Source organism: Rhizobium sophorae (assembly GCF_013087515.1).
Classification (GTDB): Bacteria; Pseudomonadota; Alphaproteobacteria; order Rhizobiales; family Rhizobiaceae; genus Rhizobium; species Rhizobium sophorae.
Map to the genome: position 1 here is coordinate 1 of NZ_JABFCN010000058.1, position 18872 is coordinate 18872.

16 protein-coding genes are annotated in these 18872 nt (G+C 62.4%); 8 read left to right on the top strand and 8 right to left on the bottom strand.

What is annotated here, in order from left to right:
• Window positions 1-157: 157 nt before the first annotated feature.
• The 4 genes from G9X64_RS30815 (at window position 158) to G9X64_RS30830 (ending at window position 3996) form a co-directional block, all read left to right on the top strand.
• The gene (locus tag G9X64_RS30815; RefSeq protein ID WP_171378050.1) at window positions 158-1087 is read left to right on the top strand and encodes a TauD/TfdA dioxygenase family protein; all 930 of its coding nucleotides are present in this window, start codon (window positions 158-160) and stop codon (window positions 1085-1087) included.
• Window positions 1088-1381: 294 nt separating this feature from the next.
• Window positions 1382-1816 carry a cyclase family protein gene (locus G9X64_RS30820; protein WP_171378051.1) on the top strand — a complete coding sequence of 145 codons (435 nt, stop codon included), beginning with the start codon at window positions 1382-1384 and terminating at the stop codon, window positions 1814-1816.
• Window positions 1817-1850: 34 nt separating this feature from the next.
• The gene (gene curA, locus G9X64_RS30825; RefSeq protein ID WP_171378052.1) at window positions 1851-2879 is read left to right on the top strand and encodes an NADPH-dependent curcumin/dihydrocurcumin reductase; all 1029 of its coding nucleotides are present in this window, start codon (window positions 1851-1853) and stop codon (window positions 2877-2879) included.
• Window positions 2880-3042: 163 nt separating this feature from the next.
• A complete protein-coding gene (locus G9X64_RS30830; RefSeq protein ID WP_171378053.1) occupies window positions 3043-3996 on the top strand; it encodes a sulfonate ABC transporter substrate-binding protein in 954 nt (317 codons plus the stop codon).
• 145 nt (window positions 3997-4141) lie between these two features.
• Here G9X64_RS30830 and lpdA read toward each other — a convergent pair whose 3' ends face one another.
• The 7 genes from lpdA to G9X64_RS30865 all read right to left on the bottom strand — a co-directional run bounded on the left by lpdA (window position 4142) and on the right by G9X64_RS30865 (window position 12228).
• The gene (lpdA, locus tag G9X64_RS30835; protein ID WP_171378054.1) at window positions 4142-5539 is read right to left on the bottom strand and encodes a dihydrolipoyl dehydrogenase; all 1398 of its coding nucleotides are present in this window, start codon (window positions 5537-5539) and stop codon (window positions 4142-4144) included.
• A 3-nt stretch (window positions 5540-5542) separates the two neighbouring features.
• Entirely contained in the window at window positions 5543-6790 is a 1248-nt protein-coding gene (locus G9X64_RS30840; RefSeq protein ID WP_171378055.1) for a dihydrolipoamide acetyltransferase family protein, read from the bottom strand.
• Window positions 6791-6793: 3 nt separating this feature from the next.
• Entirely contained in the window at window positions 6794-7807 is a 1014-nt protein-coding gene (locus tag G9X64_RS30845) for an alpha-ketoacid dehydrogenase subunit beta (protein WP_168311781.1), read from the bottom strand.
• Between the two features lies 1 nt (window position 7808).
• The gene (locus tag G9X64_RS30850) at window positions 7809-9041 is read right to left on the bottom strand and encodes a 3-methyl-2-oxobutanoate dehydrogenase (2-methylpropanoyl-transferring) subunit alpha (protein ID WP_168311782.1); all 1233 of its coding nucleotides are present in this window, start codon (window positions 9039-9041) and stop codon (window positions 7809-7811) included.
• A gap of 65 nt (window positions 9042-9106) precedes the next feature.
• Window positions 9107-10234, bottom strand: a complete 1128-nt coding sequence (locus G9X64_RS30855; protein WP_171378056.1) for an acyl-CoA dehydrogenase family protein — start codon at window positions 10232-10234, stop codon at window positions 9107-9109.
• A 15-nt stretch (window positions 10235-10249) separates the two neighbouring features.
• Window positions 10250-11437 (bottom strand): acetyl-CoA C-acyltransferase, encoded by a 1188-nt coding sequence (locus tag G9X64_RS30860; RefSeq protein WP_171378057.1) that lies wholly within the window; start codon window positions 11435-11437, stop codon window positions 10250-10252.
• A gap of 23 nt (window positions 11438-11460) precedes the next feature.
• A complete protein-coding gene (locus G9X64_RS30865) occupies window positions 11461-12228 on the bottom strand; it encodes a 3-hydroxyacyl-CoA dehydrogenase (RefSeq protein WP_171378058.1) in 768 nt (255 codons plus the stop codon).
• 81 nt (window positions 12229-12309) lie between these two features.
• On the opposite strand from G9X64_RS30865, the gene G9X64_RS30870 reads away from it, so the two are divergent.
• Window positions 12310-13377 carry an AraC family transcriptional regulator gene (locus tag G9X64_RS30870; RefSeq protein ID WP_171378059.1) on the top strand — a complete coding sequence of 356 codons (1068 nt, stop codon included), beginning with the start codon at window positions 12310-12312 and terminating at the stop codon, window positions 13375-13377.
• Window positions 13378-13978: 601 nt separating this feature from the next.
• Here the strand turns inward: G9X64_RS30870 and G9X64_RS30875 are convergent.
• Window positions 13979-14719 carry an SDR family NAD(P)-dependent oxidoreductase gene (locus G9X64_RS30875; RefSeq protein ID WP_171378060.1) on the bottom strand — a complete coding sequence of 247 codons (741 nt, stop codon included), beginning with the start codon at window positions 14717-14719 and terminating at the stop codon, window positions 13979-13981.
• Window positions 14720-14882: 163 nt separating this feature from the next.
• Between G9X64_RS30875 and G9X64_RS30880 the strand changes: the two genes are divergently transcribed.
• From G9X64_RS30880 to G9X64_RS30890, 3 genes are all read left to right on the top strand, one after another.
• Window positions 14883-15764 carry an AraC family transcriptional regulator gene (locus G9X64_RS30880; RefSeq protein ID WP_171378061.1) on the top strand — a complete coding sequence of 294 codons (882 nt, stop codon included), beginning with the start codon at window positions 14883-14885 and terminating at the stop codon, window positions 15762-15764.
• A 352-nt stretch (window positions 15765-16116) separates the two neighbouring features.
• On the top strand, window positions 16117-17262 hold the full coding sequence (locus G9X64_RS30885) for an isovaleryl-CoA dehydrogenase (protein WP_168311789.1): 1146 nt from the start codon (window positions 16117-16119) through the stop codon (window positions 17260-17262).
• A complete protein-coding gene (locus tag G9X64_RS30890) occupies window positions 17259-18869 on the top strand; it encodes a carboxyl transferase domain-containing protein (protein WP_168311790.1) in 1611 nt (536 codons plus the stop codon). Before G9X64_RS30885 ends, G9X64_RS30890 begins: the two co-directional genes overlap by 4 nt.
• Window positions 18870-18872 lie beyond the last annotated feature (3 nt).

The following is an 18872-nucleotide window of genomic DNA, read 5'->3' on the forward strand; positions in this document are numbered from 1 at the left end:
CTGATGCCCGCGTTGCAAGGCTTGATCTGACAAGCGGATTAATGAGTTCACGCTCTAGCCCTGTCGAGTTTAGCGATGAGATTTTCGATCGCCCGGTGGATGCACATCGGGTGCATGTGACTTGCCGTCTTCTTCCAAGATCAACCAGGAGATTTCCATGAGCAATCCAGTTCTCGTAAATCAGATCATTCCCGAGTCCGATGTCGTGCCGCTGACCGGCCGTGTCGGCACCGAAATCAGGGGTATCCGCCTTGGCGGAGAGCTTTCGGACGCGACGGTGGCAGCCATCAACCAGCTTCTCCTGAAACACAAGGTCATCTTCTTCCGCGACCAGCAACATCTCGACGATTCCGAACAGGAAGCCTTCGCACGCCGCCTGGGCGATCTTGTGCCGCATCCAACCCAGGGCCCGGTTGCGGGCACGGCTTCCATCCTCAATCTCGATTCCAGCCGCGGCGGCGGCAGGGCGGACCAGTGGCACACCGATGTCACCTTCGTGGATGCCTATCCTAAATTCTCGGACCTTCGCGGCGTCGTCATTCCGGCGGCTGGAGGCGATACGATCTGGTCCAACACGCATGCCGCATATGAAAGTCTGCCGGCACCGCTCAAATTGCTGGCGGACAATTTATGGGCCATTCACAGCAATGCCTATGACTACGCAGCCGTGCGCCCTCGCGCCACCGCTGAAGAGAAGAAGCATTTCGAGGAAGTTTTCACCTCGACCATATACGAGACCGAGCATCCAGTTGTGCGTGTCCATCCCGAAACCGGCGAAAGATCGCTGCTGCTCGGCAATTTCGTTCAGCGTCTGGTCGGCCTGTCGAAGAGCGACTCCGCGAAACTCTACGAGGTGTTCCAGTCCTACGTGACCGCCCCGGAAAATACCGTGTGCTGGCGTTGGAGAGCCGGAGATGTCGCAATTTGGGATAACCGTGCGACCCAGCACTATGCGGTCAACGACTATGGCGACCAGCACCGGGTCGTGCGCCGCGCCACCGTCGATGGCGACGTCCCCGTCAGTGTCGACGGTCGCCGCAGCATCACCCACGTCAAGGCCGCCAGGCTGAAAGCAAAGGCCGCATGAGCGCGGCCGGACAGCGGAACGACATGAAATTCGCATGCGCTTGCCGTGCTGATCGCCTCGGCTGGCGCAGGCTCCGGAATCCACTGGAAGTCGGTTGCTGCAAAATTCCTTAAATCGGCATCGATTGAAGGATAACATCATGCAGCATGTCAAAGTGCGACAGCGCCCTCTGCGTATCTGGAAATACGCGCGGCGCTGTCGTGAGATTCCAAGAGCGCACTATCGATGACATCGAGGTGGAAGGGAGATTAGCAATGAGGCGGTTCGCGACACGCATTTGCCATGATTTTCGGGATGACATTTTTCTCGGCCGTTGCGGCTGCTCAGGCCGACGAGCCGGGGCTCTGGAAGGTTTATAACGACGCCTTCAAGGGCGCGAAATATGTGGATCTGACCCATACCATCACCCCGAAAATCCCCGTGTGGGCGGGCTTCGGCAATTCAACCTTTGCACCGGCAAAGGCGGGTGCGAATTTGGAAGGCTTCGCCAAGCAGGGCGACGTCTACACCTACGACAAGCATGGTTTCGAAGCGACGAGCTACCTGCTGACTACAGATCAGCTCGGCACGCAGCTCGATCCGCCCGCCCATTGGGCACCGGAATATTCCGCAAGCGACGAGTTGCCGGCGACCTTCGATGATGCGGTACCGAGGGCGTCACGGCAACGCACGGTCGCCAAGCAGGCACGGCCCAGATGGCGAGGCCAAATTTTCGAAGCAAACTCCTGATACACCAAGGAAAAATCCGAAGAGGAATACATCCATGACCGGTCAACCCGTTGCCACCCGCATCGTTCTCGCTTCGCGCCCATCCGGAAAGCCAGTGGCGGCGAATTTCCGGCTCGAGCGGGAGACGGTTCGGGATCTCGCCGAGGGCGAGGTTCTTCTTGAGACGCTTTATCTTTCCCTGGACCCTTACATGCGGGGCCGCATGGACGACGCCAAATCCTATGCCAAGCCGGTCGACATCGGCGGCGTGATGGAAGGAGGCACGGTTGCGCGTGTTTCACGCAGCAGCAACGCGGCGTTCAAGGCGGGGGATATCGTGCTTTCGCATTCCGGCTGGCAGAGCCACGCGATTTCAGATGGTGGGGACTTGCGGAAGCTCGATCCGCAAATCGCACCGATCACGACAGCCCTCGGCACTCTTGGAATGCCCGGCTTCACGGCCTATGCCGGGCTTCGCAATATCGGCAAACCCAAAGCAGGCGAAACGCTTGTGGTTGCGGCAGCGAGCGGGGCGGTTGGCTCGGCAGTCGGACAGATGGCAAAGATTTACGGTGCGCGTGTCGTCGGAATCGCAGGCGGGCCTGAGAAATGTGACTACATACGCCAAGCGCTCGGCTTCGATGTCGCCATAGACCATTATGCAAGCGATTTTCCGGCACAACTTGCAGCCGCTTGTCCGAAGGGCATTGATGTCTATTTCGAGAATGTCGGTGGCCATGTCTGGAGCGCTGTGTTTCCACTGCTGAACGACTTCGCGCGCATACCGGTCTGCGGGCTGATCGCACACTACAACGAAGCATCCTCTGTCTCGAGCGGACATGATCGGCTTCCTGCGGTGATGCGCGCCATCCTGCGGAAAAGCCTCACCATCCGAGGCTTCATCCAGCGCGAATTTGCCGAACAGCGTCCTGACTTCTATCAGCAGGCCGGAGCGTGGATCTCCGAAGGACGGCTCAAGTACAAGGAAGATGTCGTTGACGGACTTGAAAACGCTCCGGAGGCTTTTCTCGGTCTTCTGGAAGGGAAGAATTTCGGGAAGCTGATCGTGCGCGTCGCGCCCTGAAACATCGCCTTGGCGTTTTCTATTTCGCGGCGCGGTTCTTTTTTGCTCGTTGTCGGAACAGAACAAAAAAGCCAATCCCGGAGAAGCCGATGCCGGAGCACGTAAATTCTATGAAAAATATAGAGACGCTTTAATTTAGCCTCATCCTATTCCGGAGGCTATGATGAAGATTACAAGACGCGCTTTCACGGCGGTGGTGGCAGGCGCCATCGCGACACCTTTGACGCATGTTCGACTGGCTGGCGCAGCTGACAAGGTCGTGCGTATCGGCTACCAGAAATATGGAACTCTGGTGCTTCTCAAGGGCAAAGGCACGCTGGAGAAGAAGCTTGAAACCATCGGCTACACGGTTGAGTGGACCGAGTTTCCAGGCGGCCCCCAACTGCTCGAAGCGCTGAACGCCGGCGCTGTCGATTTCGGATCGACCGGCGAAACGCCGCCGATCTTTGCCCAGGCCGCCAATGCTCCGCTCGTCTACATTGCGCACGAGCCCCCTGCCCCGCGCGGCGAAGCCATACTTGTCCCGAAGGACAGCCCCATCAAGTCGGTCGCGGAACTGAAGGGCAAGAAGGTCGCCTTCAACAAGGGCTCAAACGTGCATTACCTGCTCGTCAAGGCGCTCGAAGAAGCCGGCTTGACCTATGAGGATGTGGAAGCATCCTTCCTCGCCCCAGCCGACGGCCGCGCAGCCTTCGAAAAGGGCGCAGTGGATGCTTGGGTCATCTGGGACCCCTTCCAGGCAGCAGCGGAAGTGGCGGTCGAAGCGCGAGAACTCAGAAACGGCGAGGGCATCGTTCCCAATCACCAGTTCTATCTCGGCACCAAGGCGCTGATTGACGCTCACGCCGAGGCGATCGATGTCTTGATCGAGGCCATTTCCGAGATCGACGAATGGACCAAGTCCGATACCGCGGCTGCGGCTGCGGAGCTGTCACCGTCGGTCGGCATCCCCGAACCTGTGCTCGTCAAGGCACTCGAGCGCCAGTCCTACGGGGTCAAGAGCCTGGATGACACTGTCGTCGCGCAGCAGCAGAACATCGCCGACACGTTTTTCAAACTGAAGCTCATTCCCAAGCAGGTGACGATTGCGGACGTCGTCCGCAAGAGCAAGGCGTGAAGCCTATCTGAGCTCCTGGTTCCAGCGGGAAAGTCTGGCTGCCTTCTCGTATAGGAAGGACCGCGGTGCCAACCTTTGTCCTCCAAGAATTGGAGTCGCGATCGATGTCTTCCAGCATTGTCGATGTCCGGACCTGGACTTCAGCTCAGATATGCAGGGCGCTTCCCAAAGCTTTCAGCGCCGCCTCCATCACCGCTTCGCTGCGGGTCGGATGCGCGTGAATGGTGCCGGCGATGTCTTCCAGGCGTGCACCCATCTCGATGGCCAGCGCAAAGGCCGCCGAGAGCTCGGAGACCCCGGCGCCCACCGCCTGCAGGCCGAGCACGAGGTTGGTATCGGCGCGGGCCACCACGCGCACGAAGCCCTCTTCGGATAACATCGTCATCGCCCGTCCGTTGGCGCTGAACGGAAATTGGCCAGTTCGGATCTCATAGCCTTGCGCCTTCGCCTCTGCCGGCGACAGGCCGGCGCTGACGATCTCCGGGTCGGTGAAGCAGATGGCGGGAATGCATCTTTTGTCCCAGGCCCGCTTCTTGCCGGCGATGATCTCAGCCACCATCTCCCCTTGTGCCATGGCCCGATGGGCAAGCATAGGCTCGCCGGTCACGTCGCCGATCGCATAGATGGCGCGCATCGAGGTGCGGCAGCGATCGTCGATCCTGAGGTAAGGACCGGCACGATCGAGATCGAGCTCTTCGAGACCCGATCCTGCCGTTCTCGGGCGGCGGCCGACGGTGACGAGGATGCGGTCCGCCGGCAGGCTCTGCTGCCGGCCATCCGGCGTTTCGACGATCAATGCCTCGCCATTGTCGGCAAGGCCGATCGCCTTGGCGCCGGTCAACACCCGGATGCCGCCTTCGGTCAGCTTGCGCATGACGTGCCGCACGAGTTCGGCATCATATTGCGGCAGCACCTGCGGCATCGCCTCGACGACAGTCACCTCCGAGCCCATCTTGGCAAAGGCCGTTCCGAGCTCCAGCCCGATATAACCGCCGCCGACCACGACGAGCTTGTTCGGCAGTTCCGTCAGCGACAGCGCCTCCGTCGAGGAGATGACGCGACCGCCGAAGGGCAGGTTGGCAAGCTCCACCGGATCGGAACCGGTGGCGATCACCACGGTCTCGGCGCGGATGATCTGCTGGCCGGTTTCCGTCTCCACCTCCACCGTCTTGCCGTCGCGGAAGCGCGCCCGGCCGTGGACGATCTTGACGCGCGCCTTCTGCAGCAGCCCCGAGACCCCGCTGGTCAGCCGGCCGACGATGCCGTCTTTCCAGGCAATCGTTCTGCCGAGATCGATCGAGGCGCCTTCGACGCGGATGCCCATCGGGTTTTTGCCGGCAAGCATCTTTTGCGTCGCGTCGAATTCCTCCGCCGCATGGATCAGCGCCTTGGAGGGAATGCAGCCGACCGTCAGGCAGGTGCCACCCGGTTTGCCGGCCTCGACGATGACGGTATCGATGCCGAGCTGTCCGGCGCGGATGGCGCAGACATAACCGCCCGGGCCGGCGCCGATGACGAGGAGCTTGCAGACAATCTCTTTCATGGATCAGCCTTCGATGAAAATGAGCGCCGGTGTTTCGAGCAGCGTGCGGATGCGCTGCACAAAGTTTGCCGCATCCCAGCCATCGATGATGCGATGATCGAAACTGGAGGAGAGGTTCATCATCTTGCGCGGCACGAACTGCGCGCCGTCCCAGACCGGTCGCGTGGCGATCTTGTTGACGCCGATGATCGCCACCTCGGGACGGTTGATGATGGGTGTCGAGACGATGCCGCCGAGCGCGCCGAGCGAACTGATGGTGATGGTCGAGCCGGAAAGCTCATCGCGCGTCGCCGTCCCGGATCGCGCCGCATCCGCCAGCCGGTTCATCTCCGCGGCGCAATCCCAGATGCCGCGGGCTTCCGCATGCCGTACCACCGGCACGGTCAGGCCGGCCGGCGTCTGCGTGGCGATGCCGATATGCACGGCACCGTAGCGCGTGATGATGCCGGCATCGTCGTCGAAAGTGGCGTTGACGTCAGGCTGCTCGGAAATCGCCTTGACCAGCGCCCGCATCAGGAAGGGCAGAACCGTCAGCTTCGGATGATCAGGCCTGCGATCGCCGTTCATCGTGGCGCGCAGCTCCTCGAGTGCAGTCATATCTACCTCCTCCACATAGGTGATGTGAGGGATGCGCGAGGCGGAAAACACCATCTTCTCGGCGATGCGGCGGCGCAGGCCGGTCAACTTGATCTCCTCGGTCGCCGTCTTCCTGGCAAAACCGTTCTTCACCGCTGCGGGAGCGGCTCCAGGGGTCAGGAATTGCTCGATATCCTCACGCAGGATACGCCCGGCCGGTCCTGTCCCCTGCACCTGCCTGAGATCGACACCGCTTTCCCTGGCGAAGAGCCGCACCGAGGGAGCGGCAAGCGGCTTTTCCGCCGATACAGCCGCCGGCACTGGCGCCGGCGCAGGAGTTGGCGCTGCCGGGGCAGGTTTTACAATTTCGGCCCTGGGGGATTCGGCAATCGGCGCCTGCCCAATCACCACAGGCTGCGTCTCGCCGACATCTCCCGCCGTCTCGATCCGCACCAGCGGGGCCTTGACCGCGATGCGGTCTCCGACCTCGCCGGCAAGCCAGATGACGGTGCCATGGACGGGCGACGGAATTTCCACGGTGGCCTTGTCGGTCATGACGGCGGCGATCACCATGTCCTCGCGGACGGGATCTCCCGTCTTCACGAGCCATTCCACGATCTCGGCCTCGGCGACCCCCTCCCCGACATCGGGCATCTTGATGATGAATTCGCCCATGGCTCAGGCCTCCACGACTTCGGCAAGCGCCCGCCCGACACGGCCGGGACCGGGGAAATAATCCCACTCCTGCGCATGCGGATAGGGCGTGTCCCAGCCGGCGACACGCACGACCGGCGCTTCGAGATGATAGAAGCAATGTTCCTGCACCAGTGCTGTGACCTCGGCGCCGAAGCCGGATGTCAGGGTCGCCTCATGCACGACGACGCAGCGGCCGGTCTTGGACACCGATTTGACGATGGCATCGAGATCGAGTGGCAGCAGGCTTCTCAAATCGATCACCTCGGCATCAATCCCGGCATCCTCGGCCGCGGCAAGCGCCACATGCACCATGGTGCCATAGGCAACGACCGTCACTGCCGATCCCGCGCGCCGCACTTCGGCCTTGCCGATCGGGATCGTGTAGTGGCCGTCCGGCACCTCTCCGAGGTCGTGTTTCGACCAGGGCGTCACCGGCCGCTCGTGATGGCCGTCGAAGGGGCCATTATAGAGGCGCTTCGGCTCCAGGAACATGACCGGGTCGGGATCTTCGATCGCCGCGATCAGCAGGCCTTTGGCATCATAGGGATTGGAAGGCACGATCACCTTCAGCCCGCAGACATGGGTAAAAAGCGCCTCCGGGCTCTGGCTGTGCGTCTGGCCGCCGAAGATACCGCCGCCGGTCGGCATGCGCACGACGATCGGGCAGGTGAAATCGCCGTTGGAACGGTAGCGGATGCGCGCCGCCTCCTGCGTCAGCTGGTCATAGGCCGGATACATGTAATCGGCGAACTGGATTTCGACGCAGGGCTTCAGCCCATAGGCCGCCATGCCGATCGCCGTGCCGACGATGCCGGATTCGCTGATTGGCGTATCGAAGCAGCGCGTTCTGCCGTATTTTGCCTGCAGGCCCTGTGTGCTGCGAAAGACGCCGCCGAAATAGCCGACATCCTCACCGAAAACGACAACATTGTCGTCCTTCGCCATCGAGACGTCCATGGCGCTGCGCACGGCCTCGATCATCGTCATCCTGGCCATGTCAGTACCCCGCCTGCTGCCGTTGGCGGCGGATATGCGGCGGCATCTCGGCATAGACGCCCTCGAAAATGTCGCGCACCGAAGGCCTGCCGCCGGCATGCAGCGTGCCATGAGCCTCTGCCTGGCGCTGCGCCTCGATCACCTCGTCCATGATTTCGGCTTCGGCCTGCACATGCCGCTCCTCCGACCAAGCGCCCTTGACGATCAGATGTTTCTTCAGCCGCAGCACGGGATCGCCGAGCGGCCAGGCCTCCGATTCCGTCTTGGGCCGATAGGCGCTCGGATCGTCGGAGGTCGAATGCGCGCCGACGCGATAGGTCACATATTCGATCAGCGTCGGCCCGAGATTGCGCCGCGCGCGCTCGGCCGCCCAGCGGGCGACGGCATGGACGGCGAGGTAGTCGTTTCCGTCGACACGCAGCGCCGGAATGCCGAAGCCGAGGCCCCGCGCCGCGAAAGTGCCGGAGCCGCCCCGGGCAATGCCCTGGAAGGTCGAGATCGCCCACTGATTGTTGACGATGTTGAGGATCACGGGCGCCTTATAGGTCGAGGCGAAAACCAGCGCCGAGTGGAAATCCGATTCCGCCGTCGATCCGTCGCCGATCCAGGCCGCGGCAATGCGGCTGTCGTTCTTGATCGCCGAGGCCATCGCCCAGCCGACGGCCTGCACATATTGGGTGGCGAGATTGCCCGAGATGGTGAAGAAGCCGTGTTCCTTGGAGGAATACATGATCGGCAATTGCCGGCCGCGTAAGGGATCACTCTCGTTCGAGTAGATCTGGTTCATCATCTCGACCATCGGATAGTCGTCGGCAATCAAAAGGCCCGCCTGGCGATAGGTCGGGAAATTCATGTCTCCCTTCTCGAGCGCCTTGCGAAAGGCGCAACTGACGGCTTCCTCGCCGAGATGCTGCATGTAGAAGGAGGTCTTGCCCTGCCGCTGCGCCATCAGCATGCGGGCGTCGAAGGCCCGCAGCTTCATCATGTTGCGAAGCCCGGTCAGCAATTCCTCATCGGAAAGCGAGCCTGCCCAGGGGCCGACCGCCTCGCCGTCGCGGTTCAAAACGCGGATGATCGAATAGGCGAGATCACGGATATCTTCGGATGCGACATCCACCTCCGGCCGCGGCACCGAGCCGGCCTTGGCAATCTTGACATTGGAAAAATCAGGCTGACCGCCGGGGCGAACAGCGGGTTCGGGGACATGCAGGCTCAAACGAGCGGAATCCACCATATCTTTTCTTTCCTCCCTTTGCCGGCCTTGCTCCTCTCCTCCGGAAGCAGGGCCGGATGTGGTTCTTATAGATTGCGGGCAATCACCATGCGCTGAACGTCGCTCGTTCCTTCATAGATCTGGCAGATGCGCACGTCGCGGTAGATGCGCTCGACCGGATAGTCGGCCATGTAGCCATAACCTCCATGGACCTGGATCGCGTCGGAGCAGACGCGCTCGGCCATCTCGGAGGCAAAGAGCTTCGCCATCGAGGCTTCCGACAGGCAGGGCAGCCCGGCCTCTCTGAGCGAGGCGGCGTGAAAGACGAGCTGCCGCGCCGCCTCGATCTGCACCCCCATATCGGCAAGGCGGAAGGCAACGGCCTGATGTTCAAAAATCGGCTTGCCGAAGGCCGTACGCTCGCGGGCGTAGTCGCGCGCCGCCTCGAATGCCGCCCGCGCCATGCCGACCGCCTGCGCCGCTATGCCGATCCGCCCGCCCTCGAGATTGGCGAGCGCGATGCGGTAACCTTCGCCTTCCGCACCGAGCCTCAGCTCGGCCGGGATGCGCATGTTGTTGAAGGCGATCTGACAGGTATCGGTGGAATGCAGTCCGAGCTTTTCCTCGACGCGGATCACTTCATAGCCCGGCGTATTCGTCGGAACGATGAAGGCGGTAATGCCTTTCTTGCCAGCGTCCGGATCGGTGACGGCAAAGACGATGATGACATCGCCGTTTTTTCCCGAGGTGATGAATTGCTTGGAGCCGTCGAGCACATAGTGGTCACCGTCACGCCGCGCCCGGGTCTTCAGGTTCGAGGCATCGGATCCGGCCTGCGGCTCGGTCAGCGCAAAGCCGCCAAACCATTCGCCGCTCGCAAGTTTCGGCAGGAAGCGCTGCCGCTGCTCCTCGGTGCCGAATTTCAGGATCGGCACGCAGCCGACGGAACTGTGTACGCTCATAATCGTCGAACAGGGTCCGTCGCCGGCGGCAATCTCCTCCAGTGCGGCAGCATAAGCGACAACACCGGTATCCGAGCCGCCATAGGCTTCCGGCACCAGCATGCCGAGCAGCCCGAGTTCACCCATTTCCTTCAATTCCTCGCGCGGGAAGAGATGCTCCCGGTCGCGTTTGGCTGCCCCCGGCGCCAGCCGGTCGCGGGCAAAATCGCGGGCGAGATCTGAGATCTGCTGCTGGAGGTCGGAAAGGATCATCTGTTCTCCCCTCTCCTATTGCCGTTCGATGGCAACGGCGGTCGCCTCGCCGCCGCCGATGCAGAGCGCGGCCATGCCGCGCTTCAGACCGTGTCGCTCCAGTGCTGCAAGCAACGTCACCAGGATCCGGGCTCCCGAGGCGCCGATCGGATGGCCGAGCGCGCAGGCGCCGCCATGCACGTTCACTTTTTCATGCGGCAGGTTGAGATCGCGCATCGCCGCCATGGCGACGACGGCGAAAGCCTCGTTGATTTCGAAAAGATCGACCTCCGACAACGATAAGCCGGTGCGATCGGACAGTTTCTGCAACGCACCGATCGGTGCAGTGGCGAAAAGATTGGGCGCCTGCGAATGCGTGGCATGGCCAAGGATGGTGGCAAGCGGCTTCAGGCCGCGATGCTCCGCCTCGGTGCGGCGCATCAGCACCAGGGCTGCCGCACCATCGGAGATCGAGCTGGAATTGGCGGCGGTCACCGTACCACCGTCGCGGAAGGCGGGCTTCAGCGTCGGGATCTTGTCGAGCTTCGCCTTTCCGGGCTGTTCGTCGCGGCTCGCCACCTGCTCGGTCTTGCCGGATTTCACCGTGACCGGCACGATCTCGCTTTCGAAACAGCCCTCAGCAATCGCCTTCTGCGCCCGCGTCAGCGAGGCGATGGCGTAGGCATCCTGCGCCTCGCGCGTGAACTGATAGGCCTCGGCGCAATCCTCCGCGAAGCTGCCCATCAAGCGCCCCTTGTCATAAGCATCCTCCAACCCGTCGAGGAACATGTGATCCACGACACGCCCATGGCCGAGCCTGTAGCCGCCACGGGCCTTGTCAAGGAGATAGGGCGCATTGGTCATGCTTTCCATGCCACCTGCAACCGCCACCGAGGCGCTGCCGGCGGCGATCAGGTCATGCGCCATCATGACGGCCTTCATGCCTGAGCCGCACATCTTGTTGACGGTGCTTGCCGCGGTGGCGAAGGGCAGGCCGGCATGGATCGCCGCCTGGCGCGCCGGCGCCTGCCCCTGTCCCGCCGGCAGCACGCAGCCGAAGACGACCTCCTCGATCGCCTCGGCTTCGACGCGGCTCCGCTGCAGTGCCGCGCGGATCACCGTTGCTCCCAGCTCCGGCGCTGTCGCCTCCTTCAGCTCTCCCTGAAAGCTGCCGATCGGGGTGCGCGCCGCACCAACGATCACGATGGGATCCTGCAAAACCATCTTTCCTCCTTCGGGCGAAGCGCTCAGCGCGCGCCCATCCGCAATGCGCCGTCGAGGCGGATGACCTCGCCGTTCAGCATGTTGTTTTCGAAGATATGGCGTACCAGCCCGGCAAATTCCGCCGGCCGACCGAGCCGCGGTGGAAAGGGCACGCTCTTGCCGAGTGCTGCCTGAACCTCGGCCGGCATATCAGCCATCATCGGTGTCTCGAAAATGCCGGGCGCGATCGCGACGACGCGAATGCCGTGACGGGCAAGCTCGCGGGCGATCGGCAAGGTCATCGCCGCCACCCCGCCCTTGGAGGCGGCATAGGCTGCCTGACCGATCTGGCCATCGAAGGCGGCAACCGAGGCCGTATTGACGATGACGCCGCGTTCGCCTTCCGCATCCGGCTCGGTCTTCTGGATTGCGGCGGCGGCAAGCCGGATCATGTTGAATGTGCCGATGAGATTGATGCTCACCGTACGGTCAAAACTCTCCAGCCGGTGCGGCCCGTCGCGGCCGATCACCTTTTCGGCCGGCGCCACGCCCGCGCAATTCACCAATCCGCGCAAGCCGCCGAAGGCTTCGACAGCAGCGGCAACCACCGCCGCCCCCTGCTCGGCATCGGTCACATCGGCCTTGACGAAGCAGGCATCGCGTCCGAATTCCCGGGTGATTTCTTCGCCCGCTTGCGTATTGAGATCGGCGATCGTGACGCGCCCGCCGGCTTCTACAAGCGCGCGCACTGTTGCCGCACCCAAGCCGGAGCCGCCGCCGGTCACGATGAAACTTGCTCCACGGATCAGCATGAATCTCTTCCTCCTGTCGGCCGCACCCCCTCCAAGCGCAACCGACGGATACGATTCTATTCGCTCCACCTATTGCAAGCGATGACAGAACTGCCCCATTATTTCAGCCAGTTTTGCCATAGCGAGGATAGAATGGCCGAGATCGAGCGACGCATGATCGCGCCGGGCTTCGTGGAGGAGGCACTCGACAGCCTGCGGCGGCTCGGCAAGCCTTCGGCGCCGATCCTTTCCCGCGTCGGTCTGGCATCCCCCGTCGATCAGCCGGTTTCGGCAGAGACCTATGGCGCGCTCTGGCTGGCGATCGCCGCCGAGCTCGACGATGAATTCTTCGGCATGGGCGCACGGCCGATGCGCAGCGGCAGCTTCACGCTGCTGTGCCACTCTGTGCTGCATGCGCCGACACTGGGTCATGCGCTCCGCCGGGCGCTACGCTTCCTCGATGTCGTGCTCGACGATCCCCGGGGACGGCTCGTCATCCGCGACGGTCTGGCCGAGATCGAACTCAGCGACGCCGGCGGCCCACGTTCGGCCTTCGCCTACCGCACCTACTGGATCATCCTGCACGGCATCATCTGCTGGCTGGTCGGCCGGCGCATTCCGATCCGGCTCGTCGATTTCCGCTGCGCGGAACCCAAACAAGGCGCCGACTACCGGCTCTTCTTCGGCGCCCCGGTGCGTTTCTCGCAAACCATCAGCCGGCTCGGCTTCGACAGCGCCTTGCTCGACCTGCCGGTGGCGCGTAGCGAACAGGCGCTCAAACAGTTCCTGCGCGGCGCGCCCGCCAATATTCTGGTGCGCTATCGCTATGATGCCGGCATCGCCGCCACTGTGCGCCGGCGCTTGAGCCAGGCAACACCTGCCATGTGGCGGAGCTTCGCCGAGCTCGCCGCCGACATGCGCATGCCGCCCTCGACGCTGCGCCACCGCCTGCACGACGAGGGACAAAGCTATGCCGCCATCAAGGACGACATCCGTCGCGACCTCGCCGTCGAACTGCTGCTGAACACATCGAAGACCATCGGAGAGATTGCCGTGCAGCTCGGCTATTCCGAGCCGAGCGCCTTCTTCCGGGCCTTCCGGAAATGGATGGGCAAGAGCCCCGAGGTTTTTCGCCGGGAGGAAGCAGGGTCGCTGGGCGACGCTAGGTAGGCCAAGCTTGCTCCCTCTTCTCCCCAGCGGGGCTATCAGATTCACACATCATCGAAAGCGTTGAGGAGGAGGATACGCCGCGCTTGGCGGCCTGGAACTGTTGCCAGCCGTCGAGCATGACGATCGGGCCTGGCTTGCCGTAGTAGCCGGTCCACCCGCCGAGGCGGGCGCAGACCCAGGCGGATAGGAGCCCGGTTGCCGCCGAGCTTGCGCACCCGCATTCCCTGGCCGGCAGTCGCAACAAGGCGCCCCAGCAAGCGAGACTGTGTGGATAGAATGGTACCGGCGGTCGTGGCGTGAGGAGGCCGTTCGCTAACACACAAAGGCAATCTCATCCATCTCGGCTGAGCGCCCGCAGAAGTTAAATTATCGGAGATCGTCCGCGTTCGTCGTCCAGATCCGCAGGGATGATCTCGATCAGCGGGTCAGCCCCCCCGCAGAATGGTCGCGTGAAAGCTGAAATCGCTCCGCGCGGTCCGACCGGACGCGCGGAGCGAAAGCGGGAAACAACCAGGCTACATTGACTGACCCCGAGGCGGCAGGTTCTGTTGCCAGGGCTTGCACCCGATCAAGTGGTCAGCGAATTGAGTCTCGGCCTGACTTAAGCATTTGCGCCTCCGTCTACGGTAACGGTTGTACCGGTGATCATATTTGCGCCGGGGCTTGCCAGAAATGCAACAACACCCGCGATTTCGCGGGGGTCCGCAAAGCGCCCGATTGATGACAGGCTCCGTTGGAAATCAGCGGTCGCGCCGTCTGCCGGATTTGCCTCGGTATCGGTCGATCCGGGCGAGATCAGGTTGACCGTAATGCCTTGTGGCCCAAGTTCTCGCGACAGGCCGCGTGTGAACGAGTGCAATGCCGATTTCGACATCGCGTAGGCTGTCACACCCGGAAAAGGAACGCGGTCGCCGAGAGCGGATCCGATCGAGATGATACGCCCACCCTTGGAAAAGTGCGGAATAGCCGCTTTTGAAAAAGCGACAGGCGCGCGCACGTTGATATCCATGAGGGCCTGAAATTGCGTCAGATCGAGGTCGGCGATTGGTCCGGCCAGTCCGATGGCCGCACTATTCACCAAAATGTCGAGGCCACCGAGCTTTTCGACAGTCTCAGTCACGGCCCGCTTGGCAGCGTCTGGATCGGCACTGTCGGCCTGCACGGCCAGCGCACGGCGCCCCAGCTTTTCGATCGAAGACACGATGCCGTCCGCTCGCTCCGGCGACTTGTTGTATGTAATTGCCACGTCTGCGCCCTTCTCGGCCAACACCAGCGCGATCGCGGCGCCGATCCCCCGAGACCCTCCGGTAACAAGAGCGCGCTTCCCCATAAGATCAGCCATTTTACATCCTTTTGCTTCATGTTTCGGAGGCCCACTTTCGGGCCCGGGAAGGTCGTCATTTCCGCTCCCCTCCGCCCTTTAGATAAGCGGTCACGAGAAAATCAACATCTCCGATCCCACCTCATGCTTGCCTGATCCTTCCAAATTTGTCATATCGTCGTCAATGAACATCTCCGAGAACGTGACAGGTCGCCTGCTGGACGACGTCGCTCCTGTTGTTGCCGGCCGTACGGGAACTGTCGGGATTGCGACACCTGTCCCACGTCTGACGGTCTGGACGAGTACGGTCCCGACTTTACCGACGCCAGCCGTGTTCGAACCCATGTTTTACGCAGTCCTGCGTGGGACAAAAGTATTAATCATGGGCGCCAATCGCTTCGAACTGTCGGCTGGCATGTGCGCGGCATCATCCTTTGGTCTGCCATTTATCCATCAGTTCACCGACGCCACGCCCGATCTGCCTTACGTCGCGATCAGCCTTCATCTTGATACGACTATGCTTACGCGCGTCATGCTCAATATGCCCAAACGCGACGACCGCTGGACCTGCGCGGTAGCGGCGGGAGAACTGAACGGCCTGGTCGGCGAGCCACTGGCTCGGCTTGTTGGGCTTTTGAACTCTCCGGACGATATCGGCATGCTTGCGCCGCATTATGAGACTGAACTCTACTACCGCCTTTTCCAGAGTACGATGGGAGATACGCTACGTCAGATCGGTCAGCGAAACGAGCGGTTCCAGCAACTCAAGGCGGCGGCCGATTGGCTTGCTTCCAACCACAACGAGCCCATCAATATCCCCGATTTGGCAGCGTCCGCGGGAATGAGTGTCACTTCGTTTCATCGACACTTCAAGGGTGTGACGGGATTCAGCCCGCTTGCTTTTCAACGCCATATCCGTCTTTTGGAAGCTCGAAAGCTCCTCGCCTCCGGTTCCGCCAACGTGTCGCGTGTTGCTTATGAGGTCGGCTACGTTAGCCCGTCGCAATTCAGTCGGGAGTACAAGAGCATGTTCGGCAGTCCGCCCGTCGCTGACTTGCAACGGTAAGCCTTATCAGCCGGGCATCTTTCGGACTCGGATTACCCACTGACAACTACACCAAAGCGCACGGCGGCGGGCGGGACTGTCAAGTGGCGTGGCGCGGAAGGTGGGGGATCTTCTCGGGTCTGCTCGCGGACTGGCGCGGAAGATCTTCCAGCTTCACGGGCCGCTTGGCCGGCCTGGCCGGCGATGTCATGGGGCGGCAGCAGACATGCAGCCGGGAGGGCCTCAGTTCCGGGTGCGCGAGCAACCGACTGGACAGGCTCGACAAGAATTCGCAAGGCTCTTCGGCCGTATCATTCAAGGGCACTTTGACCCCGCCGCAACCCGCGCTACATATTTTAGCGGGAGGAGTGCCATGTTTGATTTTTCGCTCGGCGAAACCGCGGACGCGATCCGTGAAACGACGGCGCGGTTTGCCGCCGATCATATTGCTCCGCTGGCCGCGGAGATCGACGAAAGCAACACCTTTCCACGCCAGCTCTGGCCCGAGATGGGTGCGCTCGGCCTGCATGGGATCACGGTCGAAGAAGAATTCGGCGGCGCCGGTCTCGGCTATCTCGATCATGTCGTCGCCATGGAGGAAGTCTCACGCGCCTCTGCTTCCGTGGGGCTCAGTTACGGCGCCCATTCCAATCTCTGCGTCAACCAGATCCGCCGCTGGGCCTCGCCGGAACAAAAGCGCCGCTATCTGCCGAAGCTGATCTCCGGCGAACATGTCGGTTCGCTCGCCATGTCGGAGGTCGACGCCGGTTCCGATGTCGTCTCCATGCGGTTGCGTGCCGAGAAAAAGGGCGACCGCTATATTCTGAACGGCACCAAGTTCTGGATCACCAACGCGCCGCATGCCGACGTGCTTGTTGTCTATGCCAAGACCGATCCCGCAGCCGGCCCGAAAGGCATTTCCACCTTCATCATCGAAAAGGGTCTGCCGGGCTTCAGCGTCTCCAAGAAGCTCTCCAAGCTCGGCATGCGCGGCAGCGACACGGCCGAACTGGTCTTCGAGGATTGTGCGGTGCCGGCCGAGGCGCTGATGGGCCGGGAGGGAGAAGGCGTGAAAATCCTGATGTCCGGCCTCGATTACGAGCGCGCCGTGCTTGCCGCCGGACCGCTCGGCATCATGCAGGCCTGCCTCGACGTCGTGCTGCCCTATGTGCGCGATCGCAAACAATTCGGCAAAGCGATCGGCGATTTCCAGCTGATGCAGGGCAAGATCGCCGATATGTATGTCGCGCTGAATTCGGCGCGTGCCTATGTCTATTCCGTCGCCCGGGCCTGCGATGCCGGCCGCGCGACGCGCACGGATGCAGCTGCTGCGATCCTCTTTGCCAGCGAAAATGCCGTAAAGGTCTCGCTGGAAGCGATCCAGGCGCTCGGCGGCGCCGGCTATACCAAGGAATGGCCGGTCGAACGCTACTTGCGCGACGCCAAGCTCTACGATATCGGCGCCGGCACCAACGAGATCCGCCGCTACCTGATCGGCCGGGAGCTCATTGCGTCATGACGGTGATTTCGACTGCGATCGCCCGCGACAGCGACAGCTTCAAGGCCAATGCCAGCAAGAACAAGGCGCTTATCGGCGAGCTCCATGACCGCTCGGCGAAAGCGCGCGAAGGTGGATCGCAGGCAGCGCGCGAGCGCCATACCGGCAAGGGCAAGCTGCTGCCGCGCGACCGCATCCAGCTTTTGCTCGATGCCGGCAGCCCGTTCCTGGAGATCGGGACGCTGGCGGCCAACGGCATGTATGATGACGAGGCGCCCGGCGCCGGCATCATCGCCGGCATCGGCCGTGTGTCCGGCCGCGAGGCGATGATCGTCGCCAATGATGCGACGGTGAAGGGCGGCGCCTATTTCCCGATGACGGTGAAGAAACATCTGCGGGCGCAGGAGATCGCCTTGCAGAACCGGCTGCCCTGCCTCTATCTCGTCGATAGCGGCGGCGCTAATCTTCCGCACCAGGCCGAAGTCTTTCCCGACCGCGACCATTTCGGCGCGATCTTCTACAACCAGGCGCAGATGTCGGCCGAGGGAATCCCACAGATCGCCTGCGTGATGGGAAGCTGCACCGCCGGCGGCGCCTATGTGCCCGCCATGTCCGACGAAACGGTGATCGTGCGCAATCAGGGCACGATCTTCCTGGCCGGCCCGCCGCTGGTGAAGGCCGCGACCGGCGAGATCATTTCGGCCGAAGAACTCGGCGGCGCCGAGACCCATGGCCGCCGCTCCGGCGTCGTTGATCATGTCGCCGAAAACGACGAACATGCACTGCTGCTCGTCCGCGACATCGCAGCCACCCTCAACAGCGTGAAATCGGTCGATATCGACCTCCAGCCGCCACGGCCGCCAAAACTCGATCCCGAGGATCTCTGCGGCCTCATTCCGGAGGATGTGCGTTCGCCCTATGATGTGCGCGAGATCATCGGCCGGATCGTCGATGGTTCCGAACTGCATGAGTTCAAGCCGCTCTACGGCACCACGCTGGTCTGCGGCTTCGCCCGCATCTGGGGCATGCCCGTTGCCGTCATCGCCAATAACGGCGTGTTGTTTTCCGAAAGCGCGCTGAAGGGGGCGCATTTCATCGAGCTAGCCTGCCAGCGCCGCGTGCCTTTGCTTTTCCTGCAGAATATCTCCGGCTTCATGGTCGGCGGCCGCTATGAGGCCGGCGGCATCGCCAAGGATGGGGCAAAGCTGGTGACGGCGGTTGCAACCGCTACCGTGCCGAAAGTCACCGTCATCATCGGCGGCAGCTTCGGCGCCGGCAATTACGGCATGTGCGGCCGCGCCTATCGCCCGCGCTTCCTCTTCACCTGGCCGAACAGCCGCATCAGCGTGATGGGCGGCGAACAGGCGGCCTCCGTGCTTGCCACCATCCGCCGAGACTCCATGGAGGCGCGTGGGGAGAATTGGCCTATTGAAGAGGAGGAAGCCTTCAAGGCGCCGATCCGTGCGGGCTACGAGGCCGAGGGCAACCCTTATTATGCCACCGCCCGCCTCTGGGATGACGGCATCATCGATCCGCGCCAGACGCGGGATGTGCTGGGCCTTGCCCTTTCCGCCTGCCTGAACGCGCCGATCCCGAAGGGGCCGCGCTTCGGCCTGTTCAGGATGTGAGGC

What these genes read in the sequence shown, in the direction of transcription:
- G9X64_RS30850 (WP_168311782.1), bottom strand. Translation starts at nt 9,041, where the DNA reads ATGGTGGATTCCGCTCGTTTGAGCCTGCATGTCCCCGAACCCGCTGTT.
- G9X64_RS30870 (WP_171378059.1), top strand. Translation starts at nt 12,310, where the DNA reads ATGACAGAACTGCCCCATTATTTCAGCCAGTTTTGCCATAGCGAGGAT.
- G9X64_RS30855 (WP_171378056.1), bottom strand. Translation starts at nt 10,234, where the DNA reads ATGATCCTTTCCGACCTCCAGCAGCAGATCTCAGATCTCGCCCGCGAT.
- G9X64_RS30860 (WP_171378057.1), bottom strand. Translation starts at nt 11,437, where the DNA reads ATGGTTTTGCAGGATCCCATCGTGATCGTTGGTGCGGCGCGCACCCCG.
- G9X64_RS30890 (WP_168311790.1), top strand. Translation starts at nt 17,259, where the DNA reads ATGACGGTGATTTCGACTGCGATCGCCCGCGACAGCGACAGCTTCAAG.
- G9X64_RS30815 (WP_171378050.1), top strand. Translation starts at nt 158, where the DNA reads ATGAGCAATCCAGTTCTCGTAAATCAGATCATTCCCGAGTCCGATGTC.
- G9X64_RS30880 (WP_171378061.1), top strand. Translation starts at nt 14,883, where the DNA reads ATGAACATCTCCGAGAACGTGACAGGTCGCCTGCTGGACGACGTCGCT.
- G9X64_RS30840 (WP_171378055.1), bottom strand. Translation starts at nt 6,790, where the DNA reads ATGGGCGAATTCATCATCAAGATGCCCGATGTCGGGGAGGGGGTCGCC.
- curA (WP_171378052.1), top strand. Translation starts at nt 1,851, where the DNA reads ATGACCGGTCAACCCGTTGCCACCCGCATCGTTCTCGCTTCGCGCCCA.
- G9X64_RS30885 (WP_168311789.1), top strand. Translation starts at nt 16,117, where the DNA reads ATGTTTGATTTTTCGCTCGGCGAAACCGCGGACGCGATCCGTGAAACG.
- G9X64_RS30830 (WP_171378053.1), top strand. Translation starts at nt 3,043, where the DNA reads ATGAAGATTACAAGACGCGCTTTCACGGCGGTGGTGGCAGGCGCCATC.
- G9X64_RS30865 (WP_171378058.1), bottom strand. Translation starts at nt 12,228, where the DNA reads ATGCTGATCCGTGGAGCAAGTTTCATCGTGACCGGCGGCGGCTCCGGC.
- G9X64_RS30845 (WP_168311781.1), bottom strand. Translation starts at nt 7,807, where the DNA reads ATGGCCAGGATGACGATGATCGAGGCCGTGCGCAGCGCCATGGACGTC.
- G9X64_RS30875 (WP_171378060.1), bottom strand. Translation starts at nt 14,719, where the DNA reads ATGGCTGATCTTATGGGGAAGCGCGCTCTTGTTACCGGAGGGTCTCGG.
- lpdA (WP_171378054.1), bottom strand. Translation starts at nt 5,539, where the DNA reads ATGAAAGAGATTGTCTGCAAGCTCCTCGTCATCGGCGCCGGCCCGGGC.
- G9X64_RS30820 (WP_171378051.1), top strand. Translation starts at nt 1,382, where the DNA reads ATGACATTTTTCTCGGCCGTTGCGGCTGCTCAGGCCGACGAGCCGGGG.